The following is a 19,688-nucleotide window of genomic DNA, read 5'->3' as shown; positions in this document are numbered from 1 at the left end:
GGGTTATATGACCCCGTATCTTTAAAAAAGTTTGGCTTTATCTTTTAATATATATGCTCCATAAAAACAAAATAGTTATTCATTTTTTTAACTCTTTTTAACTCTTATTGCACTCAAAGCCGGATTTTTCTTGTACAAGTTTGCTTCTCGCCAAAAAACATTACCCCCGCAGCCACGGCGTAATCGTCAGCCCGGTAAGCAAGCCTTCCGGGCTGAGCAGGCGAGTGACGGTTTGCCCCCACGGTTCCGTGCGGTTAGCCACCAGCAGCCGATAGCCTTTTTCACTCAGAACGCGGGTAGCCCAGTCCAGATCCTGAACCTCGTACTCGACCCATCCCTGCGGTATCGGGTGCTCAACTGGCCACTGTTCTTCTCCAAAACAGGACGCAGCCGCCTGTGCGAGCGGCCAGACGGCGAAATGCTTCACGCCTTCCAGCTGGCCCTCTTCAGTGAGCAGATAATCGGTATTTCCCTCCATCGGCTTCAGCGGAAGGCCGAGTGTCTGGACATAAAACGCGGCGCTGGACTCCGTATCCCGCGAAATGGGCCCGAATCCGGCGACGAACAAGACATCAATTCCCGGTAACGTCTGCGGCATATCCACTCCTGAATGAGGTGAAATTCACCCTGAATTTATCTTACGATCGGCGGAAATACGACTCTCAAATCTGGTATCGCGTTCACCGTGCCTGCACGTCCACGATAGGTTTAAAATTCAGCGCAATGACGATCAGCAGCACGACTCCCGCACTCATGATCAGCCATGCGCTGGTCAGCGAGACCGAACTGTCGCGAACGATCCCTGCAATTAACGGCATAAGCGCGGCAATCATGTATCCTCCGCCCTGAACTTTAGACAGTAACTTCCCGGCCTGCGCGGGCGTTCGCGCATGATCGAACGTGACGATGAGCGACAGCGGGAAGAGTGCGCCGATCCCGGTGCCAAGCAGCAACGTGGATAATACAGGCGTCGTACCCGGCGCAAAGACCAGACACAGTAATCCTGCCAGCAGCAACAGCAATACGGCGATCAGCGGCACGCGACGGTCGGGGAATTTACCGATCAGCGCGGAGACGGCAAACCCGGCGACAACCTCGGTTAACGTCAGCCAGGCCAGCATGTAGCCGCCGCTGCGTGCGGACCATCCCGCCTGAATATAGAGCGGGGGCAACCAGGCCAGTACCAGCGTGTAGGCTCCCGTTCCCACGCCGAAAAAGATCGCCAGTAGTACTGTCCGGGAGGACGAGAGCGTCACGTTTTCGTGTGCTGTTTTTTCCCCTTGAGGATGCTTAACCAGCGTTAACCACAGTATCAGCGCCAGCAGCGCTAACAGCCCGGCCATAGCCAGCGCGGGCTTGAGCGCGAGCCATGAAAACAACGGCTCGGCGCTGGCGGCGGCGACTGCCGCACCGGCCATGATGCCCGTGCTGAAGAGCGACATCACCGTACTGGCCGTTTGCGTATATTCCTTTTTTATCAGGGCAGGCATTAACGCCTGGATCGTGCCTATGCTGGCCCCGCCCAGTAACGCGGTGACCATAAGACTCTCCGGTGAGGCGCTAAAACCGCGTAATAAGCAGGCCACAAGCAGGATGAAGAGCCCGAGCATAATTCCCCGTACGGCGCCGACTCTGGCTAAAAGCCAGGGCCCACACAGGGCGGCCAGCCCCATCATCGCGACCGGTAGGGTAGTCAGCAGGCTGAATTGCGTGGCGGTCAGCCCCGCTTCGCGCTGCAGCACGGAAAACAACGGTCCGACAGAAGCCAGAATGGGGCGCAGGTTCAGCCCGACGATAAAAGCGATAACGGCGAAGAGTAAAGGCGACGTGCGTTTCAACATGGAGTCCTTTTCGGTTGTGAATGGCCCAGGCAAATTGCCACGAGCATTTATCTTAACGTTAAGATAAAATGCGTTTTTGCGTAAGATGTACCGCACAACAGGATAAATTCGCACGCCATCAGGGGTGAAAATGCAAGACCATGTAGACTTCGTTGTCGGCCAGTGGAGCCGCGCTATGCCGGAGCTGGACGCCTCGTCGATGAAAATTTTTGGCCGAATGCTCCGCCTGATGAAGCATCTGGGAAAAGAATGGGCGGAGGCGATGGCGCAGTTTGGCTTTCGCGAGGGCGAGTTTGACGTGCTCGCCACGCTGCGTCGCGCCGGTGAGCCGTACTGCCTTTCCCCCACGCAGCTCTATAAATCGCTGTTGGTAACCTCAGGGGCGATGACGAACCGGCTCAGCCATCTCGAACAGCTTGGGCTTATCAGGCGAATTGCCGATCCGGATGACAAGCGCAGCACCCTCGTAAGCCTGACATCACAGGGGCTGGAGCGTATCGAACAGGCGCTGATCGTCCATACGCAAACGCAAAATGCGCTGCTGAGCAGCTTATCTGACGCGCAGCGCGAGCAGCTTGAGTCCCTCCTCAGGGAGCTGCTGATGAAGTTTCCGTCTGAGGACCTGAACGACAAGTCACCGAGTGCCGATAATACAAACACTGCATAGCTAAACCTCACAGAAAGGGAACGTATGTCTTTACCGCCACTGTATGCGCTGCGCGCTTTTGAAGTTGCCGCGCGGCTGAACTCCTTCAGCAAAGCGGCTGAAGCACTGAATATCACGCCGGGCGCGGTCAGCAGGCATGTCCGGACGCTTGAACAGTGGTTCGACTGTGAGCTCTTTAAACGCCAGGGGCCGCGAGTGGAGGTCAGTGATGCCGGACGTATTCTGGCCGGACAGCTCAGCGAAAGTTTCTCGAATATTGAGTGGGCCTGTAGCGCATTCAGAAGTGAAAACCACCTTCTGCGCCTCAAAGCTCCCAGCACCCTGACGATGCGGTGGCTTCTGAATGTGCTTAAATCCTTTCGTGAGAACCACGCAAAGCCAAAAATTGAAATTGCCAGCGTCTGGATGGACTTCGACACCGTTGACTTCAGCCGTGAGCCCTATGATTGTGCGATCCTGCTCGGTAATGGCTATTTCGGCGAGTCAACGGAAAGCAGGCTGCTCTTCAGTGAATGGCTCATTCCGGTTTGTACCCCGTCGTTGCTTGAATCTGCCCGGCATCAGCTTGCGCAGTGCGAGCTTATTCATCCCTCCCAGGACAGACGGGACTGGAAGCGCTGGCTGAAAAGAACGGGGTCATTCCCCGGACTCGACGTAAGTCGAGGGATAGTATTCGACACCCTGGAGCAGGGAAGCCTGGCCGCCATGCACGGTCACGGCGTGGCGATGGCCGACCTCCGGCTCACTCTCGAAGCCCTGAAAAGCGGCCTGCTCGCGCTGCCCTTCAGGGAAGCTATCGCAACCGGCGATGGCTATTACCTCGTCTGGCCGAAAAACTCGCTCAGAAGACAGAGTATTGAACGGTTGCTGGCGTGGCTTAACCTTAATGCGCCGGTGCTGCCATCGTTGGATATCGTCTGTCTTGATTATAGCGAAAAGCGGGTTTAATAAATGGCGGAATATTTATTGAGGGATATTCCGCAGATTGAGCGTATTTATGCGTAGGGAATATTCGCCATCTGTTTATATCGCTCCGGCAATGCGCTGTTCAGGTTGAGCAATTTATCCAGAATATAAAGCGCAGGCGTCCCCTTTGCGCGTTCAGCAGCGATCAGCGCCGTGCGTAAAAGATTGGCAGCCGACGTCATGTCACGGAAATACTCCTGCGATTCACGCGTCTGAACTTCGCCTGACGCGGCGTAACGCACCTTTGGCCAGTCCGCAAAGTCTAGCAGCGGAAGGATCCCATCTTCTTTTGGCAAGTGTGCTGAGAGCAGCTCTTCGGCGTTACCCGGATTGCTTTGGGCGAAAGCCAAAAGATGCAGTCGATGGATGAAAGGCGAAAGCGCCTCTGAGCTTTCCTTTTCTGCTGAAAGTAACGTTATCAACTCATGCACATTTGCCTGGACGCTAAATTTATGAGGCGAGATGATATTCATTACAGGAAATAAAACATCGAGTGTCATAGGTGCTCCATACAGGCTTAGTATTATTTATTTTTCTATCCCAGGGGTGAGTGGATGGTATTTCAGCGCCGTCGCTTTTGAAAAACGATAAATAGTGGGAATCAATGTGAGTTTTACTCAACGTTGCGCTTTGGAGTGCGATCACGCGCATCCTCACGTTGCAGCGTTTTGTTTCACAAACGCCATCGCTCATCGACCGTCCAGAATGGTATAACGTCGTGCGGCAATCGGGTTGCCGCCCGCTGACTCCATTCACAAAGGTGTATATGAAACAAATTACGTTCAGTGACCTGCAGCAACAAAGCGAGCAGGCTGCCAATTCTCCTCGCTTACGCGCGCACCGCAATTTACATCCTGAGCTGAGCGACCCGGTACAGCGCCTGGCTATCGCGATGGAGCCTGGTACCTATGTTCGCCCTCATCGCCACCCGCACACGTTTGAACTGCTGACGGCTCTGAGCGGTCGCTTTCTGGTGTTGAATTTTGATGACAGCGGTAACGTGACCCAGCGCGTGGTGTTAGGTGAAGACTGCAAAGTGCTGGAGATGGATGCCGGTACCTGGCATGCCGTGCTGTCGCTGGATAAAGGCGGCGTCATTTTTGAGGTGAAACACGGCGGCTATCAGCCTGTTCCGGAGCACGATACCGCCCCGTGGTCACCGGCTGAGAACGCGCCCGGTAGTGCGGAGCTGATGAAATGGTACGCTCAGGCACAGGTGGGTGACGGAGGTTTTACCCTGTAATTTTCTCTACTTTTCCCGACGCGCGGAAAGGTGCGCCGGGATAGAAAGAGACGATCCCGCTAACTCAACTGACCGTATTAAAATGCCAGCCGCCGGCAGTCGACAGCATCACGAACGGTCCGGCCAGCGTGCTGTTGTGATGAGCAATGATGTCAGTGGCGGATAAATGTGCGTTATCCATTGTGGTATGCGCATCTGAAATCAATATCGTCCTGAAGCCCAGCTCCGGCGCGGCCCGGCAGGTGGTGTCGACACAAAATTCTGTTTTCATCCCGGCAATGACCAGCTGTTTGATGCCTCTCTGATTAAGTTCACGCAGCAATTCGGTATCCCGAAAACAGCTGGGATGGCGCTTGGTGAAAACAACATCCTGCTCCTTCACGTCCAGCTCGGGTATCAGCTGCGTTAACGGCCCCTTCTCTGAGAAGGGGGAGTCGTCTGGTCCAACATGGCGGGCAAAAAAGACGGGTACCTGAGCGTGGCGCGCGTGGGCTATTAACAAACGGATATTTGCCAGAACGGCTTCGGCGGAACAGGGTGAGACCGGGCCCCGGAAGAGGCCCTGCTGCATGTCGATAATTAACAGAGCATTGTCAGAAATCATTTTCTTTCTCCATTCAGAGGGTGGTGAACGGAGAGGTATTTCCCCGTCCAGGCTGGCGGGGATTGAGGTTCTGTTTGTCAGTAGTTCGCTACAGATACGCCTACGCCGCCGAAGGTGCCGGTGGTGGTGAGGGTGGTTGTTGGCTGAACTGACTGATACATGGAATGACCTTTGTTTATTCATTCCGCTATATGCGGAATTATCACGTTAGTTATAGCGTTGCTTAACTCATTGCTTCAAGACACCAACTTGAGTAGGGGTACGATCAAGCGGCAGGAAGCTGTCAGCAAAGGCTCGTAACCTGCTGTGCACGCCTTTGCTGACTGAATAGCCGGGATTATTTAATGCTCTCAAGCCCCTGCAGAAAATCCTCCACCTGCTCAGGCGTCGCCGTGTCTGCCTGGTAAAGGATATCGAGCTTAACGTTCTTCAGCCCGCAGAAGCCAAACACGCCTTCGATTATCTGCGTCTGAATCGCCGTCGAATAGCCGTGTTTGTCGAATCCGGTGAGATCGCTGCCGCCGGTGGCAATCAGGCGGACGGGAACATCGCGTAAGCTGCCCACAATCCGGCCATCGTCGGCCACCTTATACGCCCAGTTCAGGGTTAATACGCGATCGAACCAGCCTTTCAACAGCGCGGGGACCGACCACCAGTACACGGGGAAAACAAACACCAGCATATCCGCTCGCTCGACGCGCTGCTGCTCGCGCAGAATATCTTCAGGAAGGGCGCTCGGATCGCCGTGATACAAATCGAGATCGGCGCGGGTCATCGCCGGATTAAACCCTTCAGCATGCAGATCGGCAATTTCAACCTGCGTACCTTGCTCGCGTAATTTTCCGGCAATACGGGCTGCCAGCGAATGGGATAACGAATTGTCGACAGGATGAGCCGTCACGATCAGTGCGTTATTTATGGCATTTGTAGCAGACATAGCGACCTCGAATGGGTGAGAATTGACGCCTATATTACTATTGGTAACTTAGGTGTCAATCCGCCCCCAGCGATCATTTTGTGCTATTCACGTAGGTCTCCAGCACGCCGGTCATGGCGCCGCTGAGCGTATCTTCCGCCACGTTCCGGGCGAGCACGCCGTTGCCAGCGGCGGTGCTGAGCGCGTCCGCGGCGCCAATAATGGCCGTCAGTACCGCTTCTCCCTGAACGCCTTTCAGAGCAACAAAAGGGGAAAGCGCGGTACGCAGGCAGTCGGCACATTCGGCCACGCATGCCTCACGAAACGTCTGCAACGCGTGGGATCCGGACAGCGCGGCAGCAATCGGCCCGGTCTCAGGCCCGGCGCTAATGGCGCAGTCGATATAGGCGGCGCTGAAAAAGCGGATCGTCTTCTCCAGCGTTTTGCTGTCGACCGCCAGCGTGTCGCGGAATTTCGCCAGCTGCCGGTCGCTATAATCCTGGTACAGCGCCATCAGCAGCCCTTCACGATCGCCAAAGTGATCGTAGGGGATAGGCTTGGTCACGTTGGCGCGTTCGGACAGGTAGCCAAGGGTCAGCGCCTCCGTGCCTTGCTGACGTACGATTCCGCGCGCAACCTCCAGCAGCTGCACGCGGCGGTCCTCTTTTCTTAAGCGCTTAACAACCATGCTTTCCTCAGAAGTGTTATCTACTCATGGTAGTTTACACGTTTTCTGCAGGGTGCTGCACTCGTTGTTCCGCTGGGCGGATCCGGAACCAGATCGCATACATCGCGGGCAGGAAGACGAGGGTGACGATCGTCCCGCCCAGCGTGCCGCCTATCAGCGTGTAAGCCAGCGTGCCCCAGAACACCGAATGCGTCAGGGGAATGAACGCCAGCACGGCGGCTATGGCGGTCAGAAGGACCGGGCGTGCGCGCTGGACCGTCGCTTCAACCACCGCCTGGAACGGCTCGAGACCGTCCTTCTGGTTATGATCGATTTGACCGATCAGAATCAGCGTATTGCGCATAAGAATGCCGGAAAGGGCGATCAAGCCGACCAGCGCGTTGATGCCAAACGGCTGATTGAAAATCAACAGCACGGGCACTACGCCAATCAGCCCCAGCGGCGCGGTTAAGAACACCATCACCATCGCCGAGATTGAGCGCACCTGCAAAATGATGATCAGCAGCGTCAGGGCAATCATGATCGGGAACAGCGGAATCATTGCCTGCGTGGCTTTGCCCGATTCCTCAATCGAACCCGCCATGTCTATTCGGTATCCGGCCGGCAGCGCATCAACAATCGGCTGGAGCTGCTTCATGACGGCGACCGACACATCCGGTGGCTGAAGATTGTTAGCGATGTCGCCCCGCACGGTAATCGTCGGGGTGCGATCGCGGCGGCGCAGGATCGGATCTTCCATACCGATCTCAATCTTGCCGATTTGCGACAGCGGAACGCGCTGTCCCGCATTGCCGACAAGGGTGAAACCCTCGATTTTTGCCGGATCGAGACGGATGTCTCCCGCCGCGCGTCCAATAACCTCTACCGAGCGAATATCCTCCCGCACGGAGGTGACGGGCACGCCTGAGAGCAAAAACTGAAGCTGATCGGCAACGGCACTGGAGGTCAAGCCGGTCGCCTGCAGGCGGTTTTGATCGAGGGTGAAATGCAGGACAGGAACGCGTGAGCCCCAGTCGGTGTTGACGGTTCTCATCATCGGGCTTGCCTGGAGCACGGCTTTCACCCTGTCAGCGATGTCATGCACCTGTTCGACATCCGGCCCCGACACGCGCCAGGCAACCGGGAAGGGCGAGTACGGGCCAAACACCAGCTGCGTTACCCGTACGCGGGCTTCGGGGGCAAGGCCGTTGGCGACAGCTTCTCTCAGCCGGAGCTTGAGCGCCTCGCGCGATGTCTCGCTGTCCGTCAGGATCACGATTTTCGCAAAAGACGGGTCGGGCAGTTCAGGCGCCATCGCCAGATAAAAACGGGGCGAACCCTGACCAATATAGGCCGTGACAATTTTGGCTTCGGGCTGCTGGCCCAGCCACGCTTCTATTTTTGCGGTTGCGGCGCTGGTTTGCTCAATCGAGGTACCGTATGGCATCTGCACCTCAACCAGTACTTCCGGGCGATCGGAGGTCGGGAAGAATTGTTTTTTAACCAGCCCCATACCGAGCACGGCAAGAATGAAAATGGCGACCACCGACCCGGCCACCCGCCATTTTCTGGCGATAACGCGGGCAAGCAGCTGGCGAAAACGGTTATAGCGAGGCGTGTTATAGATGGCGGCATGACCCCCTTCTACTTTAGGGATCGCCGGCAGGATCTTCACCCCAAGATAGGGCGTGAACACCACCGCGACAAACCACGATGCAATCAGGGCGAGGCCGACAATCCAGAACATATTGCTGGTGTATTCCCCTGCGGTCGACTGGGCAAATCCATTCGGCATAAAGCCAATGGCCGTCACCAGGGTACCGGCCAGCATGGGCGCAGCGGTATGGCTCCAGGCGAAGGCCGAGGCTTTGATTCTGTCGTAACCTTCCTCCATTTTCACCACCATCATTTCGATGGCGATAATGGCATCATCAACCAGCAGGCCGAGGGCGAGGATCAACGAGCCCAGCGTTACGCGGTCAAAGTTTATCCCCGCGGCTTCCATCACCACGAAAACGACCGCCAGCGTCAGCGGGACCGCCGCCGCAACGACAACACCCACGCGCCAGCCCATGCTGATAAAACACACCACCATGACCACAAGCAGGGCGACGAAGAATTTGATCATGAACTCATCGACCGACGAGCGAATATTCACGGACTGGTCGGTGACCTTGGTCAGGGACATGCCCAGCGGCAGGCTGTCATTTATTTTCGCCGTTTCCGCATCCAGCGCTTTCCCCAGCGCCAGACCGTTCCAGCCTTCACGCATCACGATGCCCAGCAGAAGGGCGGGCTCATGCTGATTACGTATCAGCATCGTCGGGGGATCTTCGTAGCCTCGCTCAACCGTTGCCACATCGGACAGCTTGAGCGTTTTGCCCTGAGCCACAAAAGGCGTATCGCGGATTTTCTGCAGTTCATCGAACGCGCCGTCCAGGCGGATAAAAATCTGCGCGCCTCGGGTCTCAATGGAGCCCGCCGCGGCTAACGCGTTCTGGCTGTTGAGGGCGTTGAAAATATCCTGGGGTGAGAGCCCTATCGTCGCCAGACGGTCGTGGGAGAAGGAGATGTAAATCCGCTCGGCCTGTTCGCCGATAATGTTCACTTTCTTCACGCCGGGAACGTGCAGAAGCTGCTGGCGCAGGCCTTCGGCATCGCGCACCAGCTGCCGCTGCGGTTCGCCTTTCGCTTTCAGCGCAAAGAGGGCAAAGGTGACATCCGAGAATTCGTCATTGATCATCGGGCCGATGACGCCCGCCGGAAGACGCTGCGATTCATCTCCAAGCTTCTTCCGCGCCTGATAGAACTCCTCCTGCACTTCGGCAGGCGGGGTCTTGTCCTGCAATGACAACGTGATAAACGCCATGCCGGGACGGGTATAGGTTTCGGTACGGTCATACCATTTGAGTTCCTGCAGGCGCTTTTCCAGCGGCTCGGCGACCTGATCCTGAATTTCCTGCGCGGTGGCGCCCGGCCAGACGGTTATCACCGTCATTTGCTTTACCGTGAAGGGCGGATCTTCCGCGCGTCCGAGCCCAAAGAAGGCGTAAATTCCGGCAATCGTAACCAGAACGATCAGAAACAGCGTAATGGAACGTTCGCGGACGGCCAGCGCCGACAGGTTGAAGCGGCTTCCGCTCATGGCGTATTCTCCGCCAGGGCGGCGTTGCGTTGCTCGGCAAGCCTGACGACCTCACCTTCGTGCAGAAGATGGGCACCTAACGCAACAATCTTCTCACCGGGCTTCACGCCGCCCGTGACCTGCGCCGCATCTTCACCCACGCTCAGCACCCTGACGGGCGTCCATGCGACCTTTGCCGGCTGGGCGGAAATGCGCCAGACGCCGGGACCTTTTCCTGCATCATAGAGTGAAGCCAGCGGGACCTGCATGACCTGACCTTCCGCTTTATTGTCCTGAATGTTCAGCGTGACGGTCGCCCCCAGCGGCGCGTTCGCCAGCAGGCCATCCAGCACGTAGCGGGCTTCATACGTGCGGGTCGCGGCATCGGCCGAGTCAGAGAGCAGGCGCAGCGTTGCGGTGACCGGATGTTTTTCATTGCCATACAGCGTGGCCTGCGCTTCGCTGCCGACGGCAGGACGCAGCGTTTCCGGAAGCTGGACGAGCGCTTCACGCTGTCCCGCTCTGGCGAGCCTGATCGCCACCTGTCCGGCGCTGACGACCTGACCCGGCTCGGCGAGCGTCTCCATGACCACGCCGTCTGAATCCGCCAGCAGTACGGCATAGCCCGTGGCGTTTTGCGCCACGCTGGCCTGCGCCCGGGCGGCGCTGAGATCGGCCCTGGCCGTATCGGCCGCCGCTTTGATCTGGTCATACTCCGAGGCAGACACCGCGCCGGACGCCACAAGTCCACGATAGCGCGCCTCATCGCTGGTGGCTTTGCGCGCGCGCGCCTGAGCCGCATCCACCGCGCGCTGCTGCGCCTGAGCCTGTAATTTCAGGTCAACCGGATCCAGGCGCAGCAGGGGCTGGCCCTGTTTGACGGTCTGCCCCGTGTCGACCAGCCGCTCAAGGATTTTTCCCTGAACTCTGAAACCTAAATCGCTTTGCGTTCTTGCGACCACCACGCCCGTGAAGGCGCGGGCGCTATTGTTCGCTAGCTCGACGGAGGCGGATCTGACGAGCGGTGGCTTGGTGCGCGGATCGTCACTCGCGGAAATATCGCCGCACGCCACCAGGGCAAACGGCAGGAGACAAACGGCAACGCGGGCTGAAGTGAGCCTGAGCATGGGAAACCTTTTTGACGTAACAGGACGGTATCCGCATTCTCTGACTAGTGACCAAAATTGTCAATGGTCACAAATTAGGGGGCCAGGCTTCTTAAAATCAGTGAAGAGAGAAGCACCGCCGCTGTGGGGGCCATTTCGAGGTTGTACTGTAGCTGAACGGGGTTAATGTAAGGGCACATCACCATGTAGACGGCACAGGTGACTTCATCCAGCGGCGTTTTTCTTTCAAACTCGCCGGCCTGCCTGCCTTCGATAATGATGCTCTCAATCAGCTTCATCAGGCTTTCACTGTATTTTTGGGTTGACGGCCACTGCTCCTGCGCGGCGACGGCGGCGATGTCGTAAAGCTTGCGGTCGTGGAAAAACAGCTCGCTTCCCGCCTCGGTGAGCGCTTTGAAAAGGCGGCGTAATTTTTCGCTTGCTGACGGCGCATCCTCGATGGCGGAAAGCACTGCCGCCATGATCAGATCCAGGCGGTTAGCGCAGATCACCTCGCCGATAGCCTGTTTGGAATCGAAAAACTTATAGATGTAGGACTTTGAAAAACCAATAGATTTAGCTAGTTCGGCGACGGTGGTTTTTTCATAGCCGTAGTGACCGAAGTGCTCAAAAGCCGCTTCGACGATTTGCTCTCTGACAGCGTGGTCAAGGGGGCCACGTGATGATGGGGGATTCATATTTTTAGTCATTATTTAAGCTTAGCGTGACGGGCTACGATTAACAACGAGTGACCATTTTGAGATTTGGTTACCGTCATTCATCATGAACCGTACAGACGGGACGATCAACCAGGTGGGGTAAGTGTATCACTGTTTTTCGTGCACTATGGCATCTATCTGTCTGCGATAAGCGAGGATTTCAGCGCAACTCCCTTGCGCTGAACAGAGCCGTTTTTGCTTAAGCCGAGCGCGGGCGCAATATTTTTTCAACGATAAGCACCAGACGCCTGCGCGTCACGAACCGGTGTAGCTGCCCCAGAAGCCAGTTACCGCATCCGGTAATCAGGTAGCTACGGTTACTCTCCATGGCCTTCAACGCCAGGATGACCACCTTGTGAGCGGGCATTCGTTTACCTACCGAGGCTTCCTCAGCATTCACCACATCAAAAAAGGCCGTATCCGTTGCGCCGGGGCAAAGCGCCAGGACGCGGATGCCCCTGGAGCGATATTCTCCCCACAGCGCGTTCGAAAACGAGAGCAGAAAGGCTTTGGTTGCGCCATAAATCGCCATATAGGGATCCGGTTGCATCGCGGCCGTTGAGGCAACGTTAATAATCACCCCGGAGCCCTGCTGCAGCATTCCCGGCAGCAGGGCGTGAGTCAGCTCCACGGGGGCCATGCAGTTTACGTTAATCTCATCACGCTGCCTGTCGATTGACAGCTTTTCGAATGGCCCGTAGGTGGCGAACCCGGCGCAATTAATCAGAATGTCGGGGACGCGTCTTAAGGTTTCAAGCCGTTCCACAATGTGGGGAATGGCTTCCGGCTTCACTAAATCCTGCACGATAATCGTGATGGAGACGCCGTGCTTTCTGACCAACTCTGCGGCAAGCGCCTGCAGCTTTGGCTCGCTGCGGGCGACGAGGATCAAGGCCACGCCTCGGGCGGCGAGCTGCCGGGCAAAATCACGGCCTATGCCCGAAGATGCTCCGGTAATCAGCGCTGTTTTTCCTGTATAATCAAAAGAATTCATATCTTTAATCCCGTTTCCCTAATGTATGACGCACAGGATAAACCGTGCACTTAGGTACACGGTCAAGCGTGATTTTCCCAGGGTGAGGGCGACGCGATGCGAATTGGTGAACTGTGTGCGAAAACGGGATTGTCGAAAGAGACGGTGCGTTACTATGAGCGACAAGGGCTATTAGAGAATATCCCGCAGCCCAATCGCAGCAATAACTACAAAGTTTATTCCGCCGTCGATTTACAGCGTTTAAACATGATCAAGCATGCCAAAATGCTGGGCTTTACCTTAGCCGAAATTGCAGAGGTTTTAGCTGTCTGGGTTGACGACAAATTTACCGCTGAGCAAAAACAGGCTTCTCTGCGCCGCAAGCTGCAGCAGCTTGAAGAGAAAGAAGCGGCGTTAATTGAACTCAGAGCGAGGTTGAAAAACGCCCTAAATAAGGTCGGCCAGCCTTGCGTCGAAACGTTTTGATCGCCGGGTGAGAGGAGGCCGCAAAACCGATGCGGCCTTATCTGTCAGGCAGCCAGTTCAGGCATCTGTTCCTTCACGAAATTCAATACTTTCCTCGCGTCGAGAGAGGCATAGGGCACGCTCTCAATAATGGCGAGTGAACGCGTATTGCCCACCGTTTCTTTTATCTCATCGAGTTTGTACTGAATGTGCGGCGCGATGAGGAAACCATCGAAAGCGGGAGCGACGCTGGCGAAGTTATCCAGCCCAACAGCGCTAATCATCAGCGGATAGCCTTCGCGTTCTGCCAGAGACTGCATCTTTTTGGCGAGAGAGTTTGCGGTATTACCAAACAAACAACAGATCAGAAGCTTTTTCATATTTTTTACCTCCTGAAAACCGCACACAGAGTAGTCCTGAGGTTGTCAGCGAAATGCGCGCCATCTCTTATTTTGGCGAGAAATTAACCGCAGATGCCTGACGCGATTTAATTTTACTGCTTTTTTAGCCAGTCGAGAAAAAACTGGCTAAAAGCCGTGACCTGAAGCGGCTGCAGTTTGCGCTGGGGGTAAACAAGCTGCAGGCCGACATCTTTGCGATCGTATCGGCTAAAGCCGGTGAAGCTGTCGGCAAACAGTACCGTGAGCCTTCCGGTTTCAACATCGTCTTTGACGTCCCACCACGATTTCCCCGCGATGCCAGCTCCGCTGAGTGCCCACTGGCGAAGTAAAGCCCCGTCGTCGCACACCATGGCTGGCTCTACGCGAACGACGCTTTCCTCGCCATCTTTTTCAAAGCGCCATTCGTTCATCACCACGCCCTGAGACTCAAGCGCCAGGCATCGGTGCTGAGCTAAATCGGCAAACGTGGCGGGGATGCCGCGTTCGTTAAGATACTCCCCGGAGGCGACCAGCACCCGATGGTTCGGGCGGATGTTTCTGACGACAAGGCTGCTGTCCGGCAGGTTGCCAAAACGCACGCTCATATCCAGCCGGTTAGCGACCAGGTCCTCAATGTGTTCTCTTAACGAGATGAAAAATTTAACGTCGGGATGGCGTCGTGAGAATTCCACGACGGCGGGGCTAAGATACTGTCTGCCAAAGTCCGAGGGCGCAGAAAGGCGAATGTTGCCGCTGAGCACGCCTTCCTTTTGCGCCAGTAACGACTCGGCGTGATGCACTTCTTCCAGCACGCGCAGCGCGGCATGGTAAAACTCTTCCCCGGCGCGGGTCAGCGCGATCGATCGCGTTGAGCGGTGAAACAGGCGCGTCTGGTAACGCTCCTCAATCGCCTTCAGCCTGGCCGTCATGGTGGCCGGGGAAAGCGACAGGCGTCGCCCGGCGGCAGAAAGACCGCCAGCCTCGGCAACTTCCACCAGTAACGCCATGTCTTCGAGTTTACCCATTATTCATATTTTCCGAAAAGTGCATCTGCTTTTAGCGTAATTATCAAAACCAGATGCCGCCTGTAAAGTGATTTCATCCAAACAATAAGGGATGAAAACATGCAACGTATCTCACTTTTTGAACGCTACAGGCTGAGTCAGCAGGACCTGAAAAACCGTATCGTTATGGCGCCGATGACCCGCGCGCGCTCCCTACAGCCGGGAAATATTCCCTCGGCGCTGATGGCGGAGTATTACTGGCAGCGGGCCAGCGCCGGATTAATTATCACGGAAGCCACCCAGATTTCGCCTCAGGGCCAGGGATACTCATGGACGCCCGGCATCCATTCGCCTGAGCAGGTTTCAGGATGGCAGCTCACCACTGGCGCCGTGCATCAGGCGGGCGGGGTGATTTTTTCGCAGCTCTGGCACGTCGGGCGAATGTCGCACGCCAGTTTTCATCAGGATGGTCAGCCCGTCGCTCCGTCAGCACTGGCGCCGGACGCGCAGGTGTGGGTGGTGAACGAAAAGGGCGAAGGCCAAATGGTTGACTGCCCGCAGCCGAGAACCCTCTCGCGCAAGGACATTCACAGCATCATCGCGGACTATCGTCAGGCGGCACTGAATGCCGTTCAGGCCGGGTTCGACGGCGTGGAGGTTCACGGCGGAAACGGCTATCTGATCGACCAGTTTCTGCGTCAAACCTCCAACAAACGCACGGACGAGTACGGCGGCACGCTGGCGAACCGGATCCGCTTTGCTCAGGAGGTGCTAAGCGCCATTGCCGAGGCCATTGGCCGCGAGCGTACGGGCATTCGCCTTTCCCCGTTTATTACCCAGCGCGGGATGAACGATCCGCAGGTGACTGAAGCCATACTCGCTCTCGCGGCCTGGTGTGAACAAAAAGGGATTGCGTTCATCCACCTGGCGGAAGCCGACTGGGACGATGCGCCGCAGGTACCTGAGCAGTTCCGGCAATCGCTTCGCGAGACCTTTAGCGGAACCCTTATCGTCGCGGGGAACTATGACCCTGAAAAAGCGGAAAAGATCCTTGCTGCCGGCTATGCCGATTTGATTGCCTTCGGACGGCCGTTTATTGCCAACCCGGATTTACCCCACCGGCTGGCGCACCAGCTGCCTCTGGCCAAGGTCCGCGACCCCGCTACGCTGTTTGGCGGCACCGCGACGGGATATACCGATTACCCCATTTACACCCAGCAGGAGGAAACGTTATGACCCGTAAAACCTTAATTATCGGCGGCGCTTCCGGCATCGGTTTCGCCGTGGGCAGCCTGCTTGCCGGGCGCGGCGAGGAGATTATTCTTGCGGGCCGCGACGGCGCGAAGCTGGACGCTGCGCGGCAACGGCTGAGCGCCCACGCCGCGTCTGTTCATACCTTCGTGCTGGATATCAGCCGTGAGGCAGAGCTTGTCGCACTCGGTGAAACGCTGGGTGAGGTCAATAATATTGTCGTTACGGCGGGTTCACAGGCTCCGGGAGGGCTTCTTTCCGGGCTGGATCTCCGCGCGGCAAGGCTGGCCTTTGATACAAAATTCTGGGGAAGCCTCAATGTTGCCCGCTATCTCGGCGGGAACATCGCCCCCCGCGGTACGCTGACGTTCACCAGCGGGTTCGTGGCGCGTCGCACCGTGGCGGGCGCCATTGTTAAAACGACGATGAATGCCGCCATTGAGGCCGCGACAAAAGTGCTGGCGAAAGAGCTTTCACCGCTGCGCGTCAACGTCGTAAGTCCGGGGCTGACCGACACGGAAGCGTATGCGGGCATGGACGCCGCCGCGCGGGAAAAAATGCTCGCTGGCGCGGCGGAAACCCTGCCGGCCAAAGCCTGGGGAAGGGCGGAGGACATCGCTCAAGGGTATCTTTTCGCCATTGATAATCCCTTTGTCACGGGGTCGGTCATTGATATTGAGGGCGGGGCGTTAATTAACTGACCCTCTCTGATTTGAACCGCAGGAAATCGACTGCGGGTAATGTAATACTCTATTGAGAGATATCATGAAATATACGACGTATTTTCATTCGGCTGTAGCGATGGTTATTTTTGCAGGTCTGTCGGGCAATGCGATTTCCGCGCAGAGGGAATGGCTGCAGCCAAAACAGCTTATTGCAGACAACAGCCTGCCGCAGGCGCAATTAAAGGCGAATGAAGCCGTCGCCAGAGAATATGCTTCATTCTGGAACACGGGTAATGAAACCCTGGCGCGTAATGCCCTGGCGGCAGGCTTTATTGATAAAACGCCTCCGGAAGGGCGTAAGCAGGGGTCGGAAGGCGCTATTTTAGCTTCCCGCGCGTTTCGTGCAGCCGTGCCTGATTTACGCTGTGACGTTGAGCAGATGATTATTTCAGGCGATCGCGTGGTTTCGCATTTGCATTTTCACGGCACCTTCACCGGAACCTTTGGCAAGCTGAAAGGACAGGGGCAGAAAATAGATTTTATCGCCACGGATATTTATGAGATTGGTGACGGTAAGATTGTGGCTAACTGGCATATTGAGGACAACCTGACGCTGATGAAACAGCTGGGCGCGCTGTAAGGTCATCACTCCGGGGCTGCCCGGAGTGATGCGAAAATCCTATAAGCCAAGATCGCTCAGCGAAGGGTGATCGTCCGGGCGTCTGCCCAGCGGCCAGTGGAACAGCCGCTCAGAAGCTTTGATCGGCATATCGTTTACGCAGGCAAAGCGGCGCTTCATCAGTCCGTCCGGCTCAAACTCCCAGTTTTCATTGCCGTAAGAGCGGAACCAGTTGCCGGAATCATCATGCCATTCATAGGCATAGCGCACCGCGATCCGGTTCTCCGTAAATGCCCAGAGCTCTTTAATCAGACGATAGTCCAGCTCTTTTTTCCATTTCCGCTCCAGAAACGCCTGGGCTTCTTGACGGTTGGTGGCGAACTCTGCGCGGTTACGCCATTGGGTATCCAGCGTATAGGCAAGCGCGACTTTCGCCGGGTCGCGGCTGTTCCAGCCATCTTCTGCCAGTCTGACTTTTTCGATGGCGCTTTCACGAGTGAAGGGCGGTAAAGGAGGACGTGTGTTCATTGCGATTACCTCAGCGTTATATTATGTAGACAGATCTGTCTACTTGCGCTAATCTATGCCTGTAAAATAACGCTGTCAACATTCTTTTTGAGGCAAGCCAAAAGTGAAAACAGAACCCGCAGGCAACGATACAAAAATCAGCGTCAGAGATAAGATATTACTCACGGCGCACGATCTGTTTTATTCCACGGGCTTCAGGGCGACAGGGGTGGATACGCTGATTAAAGCGTCTAAAGTGACCAAGGTGACGTTCTATCGCCATTTTCCGAGTAAGAGCTTGCTTATTCTCGCCTATTTGCACTATCGGCATGAAATATGGATTAACTGGTTTGAATCCACGCTGCGTCGACATCTCGATGAAGGCGAAATACCTGCTGATGCGATATCTGCAACGCTTTACGAATGGTTTATTTCGCCCGATTTCCACGGCTGCGCGTTTATTAACGCCAGCGCAGAGGCGAAATCGGAAGATATTGAAAGCGAGATAAAAGAGATATGCCGCAGTCATAAGTCAGAAACAAAGAAAATTATTGCCTTGCTGACGAAGAGTGCAGATGAGCGCGTCGTCAATGAAATCATGCTGCTCATTGACGGCGCAATTATTCATGCACAGATGGGCATGGATTCAGAAGCGGTAAAACATGCGTTAAAAAAGGGCCTGGAGAAACTGTCCGATCGGTGATATTCCCCGGTGCTTAATCAACTCGCGCACCGAGCCGATTAAGCACCCGCGTTACACTGTCGGAATGGTGCCGCCATCAATCACAAATTCAGTACCGGTGATACTCGCAGCATGCGATGAAGCGAGGAAGACGATGAGGTTGGCCACCTCAATCGGTCTGGCAGGGCGTCCGAGCGGTATTCCACCTAACGCCTTCATAATAATCTGCTTACCGCCTTCGTAGTCTGTTCCTGCCTGCTTTGCCAGCCTCTCCGCCAGTGCAACCGCCGCTTCAGTTTCGATCCAGCCGGGCGCAACGCGCACCACCCGAACGCCCTTCGGTGAGACTTCCTTTGAAAGACTTTTACTGTAGGTTGAGAGGGCTGCTTTAGCCGCCGCATAACCCGTTGTTGATTCCGGTAACGGCAGCTCGCGCTGAATAGACGTCACGTGAATAATCACCCCATTTCCCTGCGCGAGCATTCCGGGAAGCAGGGCGCGATCTAAGCGTACTGCAGGCAACAAATTAAGATTGAGCTCCTGCTGCCACTCTTCTTCGCCAAGCGCAGCAAAACCGCCACCGGGCGAGGTTGAGCCGCCCGCAACATGGATAATCACGTCGACGCCTCCCATCTGTTCCTGAACCGCAGATACGACAGCGGCACATCCAGCGACCGTCGTAAGGTCCGCGGCGACGAAAGAATCTGCTATATCTACGTCCGGCTCGTGGCGCGCAGTCGTGAATACCGTTGCACCGAGTTGTTTTAAAAGCCCGACGACCGCTTTTCCGAGACCTTTCGTGCCAGCGGTAACAAGCACGCGTTTGCCTTTAAAATCAATATCTAATGACATAACCTTGCACTCCCGTTATTTACAGTACAGGTATATTCAACATAGACTGAGAAATTGACAAGTACGCACGAAAAAGTGAGCTACTGAATTATGAGTAAGTTATATAGTCCGGAATCTGCCGCGAGCGGCGTGGAGCAAGTGTTACGGCTGCTGGAAGGCCGCTGGAAATTAATTATTCTTTTTCATCTTTTCGACGGAAAAGTGCAGCGCTACTCTGATTTCGAAAAACTGATCCCCGGTATTTCCCAGAAGATGCTGGCGCAGCAGCTCAGGCAACTTGAATCCGATGGTATCGTTTCGCGGATGGTCTACCCGCAAGTGCCACCGAAAGTGGAGTATCGCCTCACCGATTGGGGTCAGGCATTATGTCCGGCGCTTGATGCCATGCTGAAATGGGCAGAAAAGCGCGAGGCTTACGCAAGCCAGTAAACCCGGCG

23 protein-coding genes are annotated in these 19,688 nt (G+C 55.8%); 9 read left to right on the top strand and 14 right to left on the bottom strand.

Features of this window, described 5'->3' with window-relative positions; translation table 11 throughout:
- Positions 1 to 160 precede the first annotated feature (160 nt).
- Both INF68_RS18625 and INF68_RS18620 read right to left on the bottom strand, forming a co-directional pair.
- On the bottom strand, positions 161 to 598 hold the full coding sequence (locus INF68_RS18625; protein ID WP_126787183.1) for a VOC family protein: 438 nt from the start codon (positions 596 to 598) through the stop codon (positions 161 to 163).
- 82 nt (positions 599 to 680) lie between these two features.
- Entirely contained in the window at positions 681 to 1,841 is a 1,161-nt protein-coding gene (locus tag INF68_RS18620; protein WP_126787182.1) for an MFS transporter, read from the bottom strand.
- Between the two features lie 130 nt (positions 1,842 to 1,971).
- Between INF68_RS18620 and INF68_RS18615 the strand changes: the two genes are divergently transcribed.
- Both INF68_RS18615 and INF68_RS18610 read left to right on the top strand, forming a co-directional pair.
- Entirely contained in the window at positions 1,972 to 2,508 is a 537-nt protein-coding gene (locus INF68_RS18615) for a MarR family winged helix-turn-helix transcriptional regulator (protein WP_126787181.1), read from the top strand.
- Positions 2,509 to 2,532: 24 nt separating this feature from the next.
- The gene (locus INF68_RS18610) at positions 2,533 to 3,456 is read left to right on the top strand and encodes a LysR substrate-binding domain-containing protein (RefSeq protein WP_126787180.1); all 924 of its coding nucleotides are present in this window, start codon (positions 2,533 to 2,535) and stop codon (positions 3,454 to 3,456) included.
- Between the two features lie 47 nt (positions 3,457 to 3,503).
- Here INF68_RS18610 and INF68_RS18605 read toward each other — a convergent pair whose 3' ends face one another.
- Positions 3,504 to 3,974: a hypothetical protein gene (locus INF68_RS18605; RefSeq protein WP_126787179.1), complete on the bottom strand. Its 471-nt coding sequence runs from the start codon at positions 3,972 to 3,974 to the stop codon at positions 3,504 to 3,506.
- A 266-nt stretch (positions 3,975 to 4,240) separates the two neighbouring features.
- Here INF68_RS18605 and INF68_RS18600 point away from each other — a divergent pair, with 266 nt between their 5' ends.
- Positions 4,241 to 4,717, top strand: coding sequence for a WbuC family cupin fold metalloprotein (locus tag INF68_RS18600; protein ID WP_014883727.1), 477 nt, complete (start codon positions 4,241 to 4,243; stop codon positions 4,715 to 4,717).
- Between the two features lie 64 nt (positions 4,718 to 4,781).
- On the opposite strand, the gene INF68_RS18595 is transcribed toward INF68_RS18600, so the two are convergent.
- The 7 genes from INF68_RS18595 to INF68_RS18565 form a co-directional block, all read right to left on the bottom strand.
- A complete protein-coding gene (locus INF68_RS18595; RefSeq protein ID WP_126787178.1) occupies positions 4,782 to 5,321 on the bottom strand; it encodes a cysteine hydrolase family protein in 540 nt (179 codons plus the stop codon).
- A gap of 337 nt (positions 5,322 to 5,658) precedes the next feature.
- On the bottom strand, positions 5,659 to 6,258 hold the full coding sequence (locus INF68_RS18590; protein WP_126787177.1) for an NAD(P)H-dependent oxidoreductase: 600 nt from the start codon (positions 6,256 to 6,258) through the stop codon (positions 5,659 to 5,661).
- Positions 6,259 to 6,331: 73 nt separating this feature from the next.
- Positions 6,332 to 6,925 (bottom strand): TetR/AcrR family transcriptional regulator, encoded by a 594-nt coding sequence (locus INF68_RS18585; RefSeq protein ID WP_126787176.1) that lies wholly within the window; start codon positions 6,923 to 6,925, stop codon positions 6,332 to 6,334.
- Positions 6,926 to 6,959: 34 nt separating this feature from the next.
- Positions 6,960 to 10,049, bottom strand: a complete 3,090-nt coding sequence (locus INF68_RS18580; RefSeq protein WP_126787175.1) for an efflux RND transporter permease subunit — start codon at positions 10,047 to 10,049, stop codon at positions 6,960 to 6,962.
- Complete coding sequence (locus INF68_RS18575; protein WP_063408872.1) at positions 10,046 to 11,155, bottom strand: efflux RND transporter periplasmic adaptor subunit; 1,110 nt, start codon at positions 11,153 to 11,155, stop codon at positions 10,046 to 10,048. The genes INF68_RS18580 and INF68_RS18575 overlap by 4 nt, the downstream gene beginning before the upstream one ends.
- A 74-nt stretch (positions 11,156 to 11,229) precedes the next feature.
- Entirely contained in the window at positions 11,230 to 11,844 is a 615-nt protein-coding gene (locus INF68_RS18570; protein WP_126787174.1) for a TetR/AcrR family transcriptional regulator, read from the bottom strand.
- A gap of 208 nt (positions 11,845 to 12,052) precedes the next feature.
- Positions 12,053 to 12,847: an SDR family oxidoreductase gene (locus INF68_RS18565; protein ID WP_126787173.1), complete on the bottom strand. Its 795-nt coding sequence runs from the start codon at positions 12,845 to 12,847 to the stop codon at positions 12,053 to 12,055.
- 96 nt (positions 12,848 to 12,943) lie between these two features.
- On the opposite strand from INF68_RS18565, the gene INF68_RS18560 reads away from it, so the two are divergent.
- The gene (locus INF68_RS18560) at positions 12,944 to 13,312 is read left to right on the top strand and encodes a MerR family transcriptional regulator (RefSeq protein WP_126787172.1); all 369 of its coding nucleotides are present in this window, start codon (positions 12,944 to 12,946) and stop codon (positions 13,310 to 13,312) included.
- A 44-nt stretch (positions 13,313 to 13,356) separates the two neighbouring features.
- Here INF68_RS18560 and INF68_RS18555 read toward each other — a convergent pair whose 3' ends face one another.
- On the bottom strand, positions 13,357 to 13,671 hold the full coding sequence (locus tag INF68_RS18555; RefSeq protein WP_109844269.1) for a PTS sugar transporter subunit IIB: 315 nt from the start codon (positions 13,669 to 13,671) through the stop codon (positions 13,357 to 13,359).
- A 113-nt stretch (positions 13,672 to 13,784) separates the two neighbouring features.
- Positions 13,785 to 14,696 (bottom strand): LysR family transcriptional regulator, encoded by a 912-nt coding sequence (locus INF68_RS18550; RefSeq protein ID WP_109844251.1) that lies wholly within the window; start codon positions 14,694 to 14,696, stop codon positions 13,785 to 13,787.
- Positions 14,697 to 14,795: 99 nt separating this feature from the next.
- On the opposite strand from INF68_RS18550, the gene INF68_RS18545 reads away from it, so the two are divergent.
- The 3 genes from INF68_RS18545 to INF68_RS18535 all read left to right on the top strand — a co-directional run bounded on the left by INF68_RS18545 (position 14,796) and on the right by INF68_RS18535 (position 17,231).
- Positions 14,796 to 15,911, top strand: a complete 1,116-nt coding sequence (locus tag INF68_RS18545; protein ID WP_126787171.1) for an alkene reductase — start codon at positions 14,796 to 14,798, stop codon at positions 15,909 to 15,911.
- Positions 15,908 to 16,627: an SDR family oxidoreductase gene (locus INF68_RS18540; RefSeq protein WP_126787170.1), complete on the top strand. Its 720-nt coding sequence runs from the start codon at positions 15,908 to 15,910 to the stop codon at positions 16,625 to 16,627. Before INF68_RS18545 ends, INF68_RS18540 begins: the two co-directional genes overlap by 4 nt.
- Positions 16,628 to 16,691: 64 nt before the next feature.
- The gene (locus INF68_RS18535) at positions 16,692 to 17,231 is read left to right on the top strand and encodes an ester cyclase (protein WP_109844248.1); all 540 of its coding nucleotides are present in this window, start codon (positions 16,692 to 16,694) and stop codon (positions 17,229 to 17,231) included.
- Between the two features lie 39 nt (positions 17,232 to 17,270).
- Here INF68_RS18535 and INF68_RS18530 read toward each other — a convergent pair whose 3' ends face one another.
- Entirely contained in the window at positions 17,271 to 17,738 is a 468-nt protein-coding gene (locus INF68_RS18530; protein WP_063408878.1) for a DUF1348 family protein, read from the bottom strand.
- Positions 17,739 to 17,841: 103 nt separating this feature from the next.
- On the opposite strand from INF68_RS18530, the gene INF68_RS18525 reads away from it, so the two are divergent.
- Positions 17,842 to 18,420, top strand: a complete 579-nt coding sequence (locus tag INF68_RS18525; protein ID WP_023311609.1) for a TetR/AcrR family transcriptional regulator — start codon at positions 17,842 to 17,844, stop codon at positions 18,418 to 18,420.
- A gap of 51 nt (positions 18,421 to 18,471) precedes the next feature.
- Here INF68_RS18525 and INF68_RS18520 read toward each other — a convergent pair whose 3' ends face one another.
- Positions 18,472 to 19,251, bottom strand: coding sequence for an SDR family oxidoreductase (locus tag INF68_RS18520; RefSeq protein ID WP_126787169.1), 780 nt, complete (start codon positions 19,249 to 19,251; stop codon positions 18,472 to 18,474).
- Positions 19,252 to 19,341: 90 nt separating this feature from the next.
- Here INF68_RS18520 and INF68_RS18515 point away from each other — a divergent pair, with 90 nt between their 5' ends.
- Complete coding sequence (locus INF68_RS18515) at positions 19,342 to 19,680, top strand: helix-turn-helix domain-containing protein (RefSeq protein WP_023311611.1); 339 nt, start codon at positions 19,342 to 19,344, stop codon at positions 19,678 to 19,680.
- Positions 19,681 to 19,688: the final 8 nt, after the last annotated feature.

Origin of the sequence: Enterobacter cloacae complex sp. P16RS2, from assembly GCF_014982155.1 — a bacterium.
In the GTDB taxonomy this organism is placed as follows: Bacteria; Pseudomonadota; Gammaproteobacteria; order Enterobacterales; family Enterobacteriaceae; genus Enterobacter; species Enterobacter cloacae_M.
Note: the sequence above shows the minus strand (reverse complement) of the source record. Positions and strands in the feature narration are given on the sequence as shown.

Coding starts and splice junctions, on each gene's coding strand:
- INF68_RS18625 (WP_126787183.1), bottom strand. CDS start 598: ATGCCGCAGACGTTACCGGGAATTGATGTCTTGTTCGTCGCCGGATTC.
- INF68_RS18620 (WP_126787182.1), bottom strand. CDS start 1,841: ATGTTGAAACGCACGTCGCCTTTACTCTTCGCCGTTATCGCTTTTATC.
- INF68_RS18615 (WP_126787181.1), top strand. CDS start 1,972: ATGCAAGACCATGTAGACTTCGTTGTCGGCCAGTGGAGCCGCGCTATG.
- INF68_RS18610 (WP_126787180.1), top strand. CDS start 2,533: ATGTCTTTACCGCCACTGTATGCGCTGCGCGCTTTTGAAGTTGCCGCG.
- INF68_RS18605 (WP_126787179.1), bottom strand. CDS start 3,974: ATGACACTCGATGTTTTATTTCCTGTAATGAATATCATCTCGCCTCAT.
- INF68_RS18600 (WP_014883727.1), top strand. CDS start 4,241: ATGAAACAAATTACGTTCAGTGACCTGCAGCAACAAAGCGAGCAGGCT.
- INF68_RS18595 (WP_126787178.1), bottom strand. CDS start 5,321: ATGATTTCTGACAATGCTCTGTTAATTATCGACATGCAGCAGGGCCTC.
- INF68_RS18590 (WP_126787177.1), bottom strand. CDS start 6,258: ATGTCTGCTACAAATGCCATAAATAACGCACTGATCGTGACGGCTCAT.
- INF68_RS18585 (WP_126787176.1), bottom strand. CDS start 6,925: ATGGTTGTTAAGCGCTTAAGAAAAGAGGACCGCCGCGTGCAGCTGCTG.
- INF68_RS18580 (WP_126787175.1), bottom strand. CDS start 10,049: ATGAGCGGAAGCCGCTTCAACCTGTCGGCGCTGGCCGTCCGCGAACGT.
- INF68_RS18575 (WP_063408872.1), bottom strand. CDS start 11,155: ATGCTCAGGCTCACTTCAGCCCGCGTTGCCGTTTGTCTCCTGCCGTTT.
- INF68_RS18570 (WP_126787174.1), bottom strand. CDS start 11,844: ATGACTAAAAATATGAATCCCCCATCATCACGTGGCCCCCTTGACCAC.
- INF68_RS18565 (WP_126787173.1), bottom strand. CDS start 12,847: ATGAATTCTTTTGATTATACAGGAAAAACAGCGCTGATTACCGGAGCA.
- INF68_RS18560 (WP_126787172.1), top strand. CDS start 12,944: ATGCGAATTGGTGAACTGTGTGCGAAAACGGGATTGTCGAAAGAGACG.
- INF68_RS18555 (WP_109844269.1), bottom strand. CDS start 13,671: ATGAAAAAGCTTCTGATCTGTTGTTTGTTTGGTAATACCGCAAACTCT.
- INF68_RS18550 (WP_109844251.1), bottom strand. CDS start 14,696: ATGGGTAAACTCGAAGACATGGCGTTACTGGTGGAAGTTGCCGAGGCT.
- INF68_RS18545 (WP_126787171.1), top strand. CDS start 14,796: ATGCAACGTATCTCACTTTTTGAACGCTACAGGCTGAGTCAGCAGGAC.
- INF68_RS18540 (WP_126787170.1), top strand. CDS start 15,908: ATGACCCGTAAAACCTTAATTATCGGCGGCGCTTCCGGCATCGGTTTC.
- INF68_RS18535 (WP_109844248.1), top strand. CDS start 16,692: ATGAAATATACGACGTATTTTCATTCGGCTGTAGCGATGGTTATTTTT.
- INF68_RS18530 (WP_063408878.1), bottom strand. CDS start 17,738: ATGAACACACGTCCTCCTTTACCGCCCTTCACTCGTGAAAGCGCCATC.
- INF68_RS18520 (WP_126787169.1), bottom strand. CDS start 19,251: ATGTCATTAGATATTGATTTTAAAGGCAAACGCGTGCTTGTTACCGCT.
- INF68_RS18515 (WP_023311611.1), top strand. CDS start 19,342: ATGAGTAAGTTATATAGTCCGGAATCTGCCGCGAGCGGCGTGGAGCAA.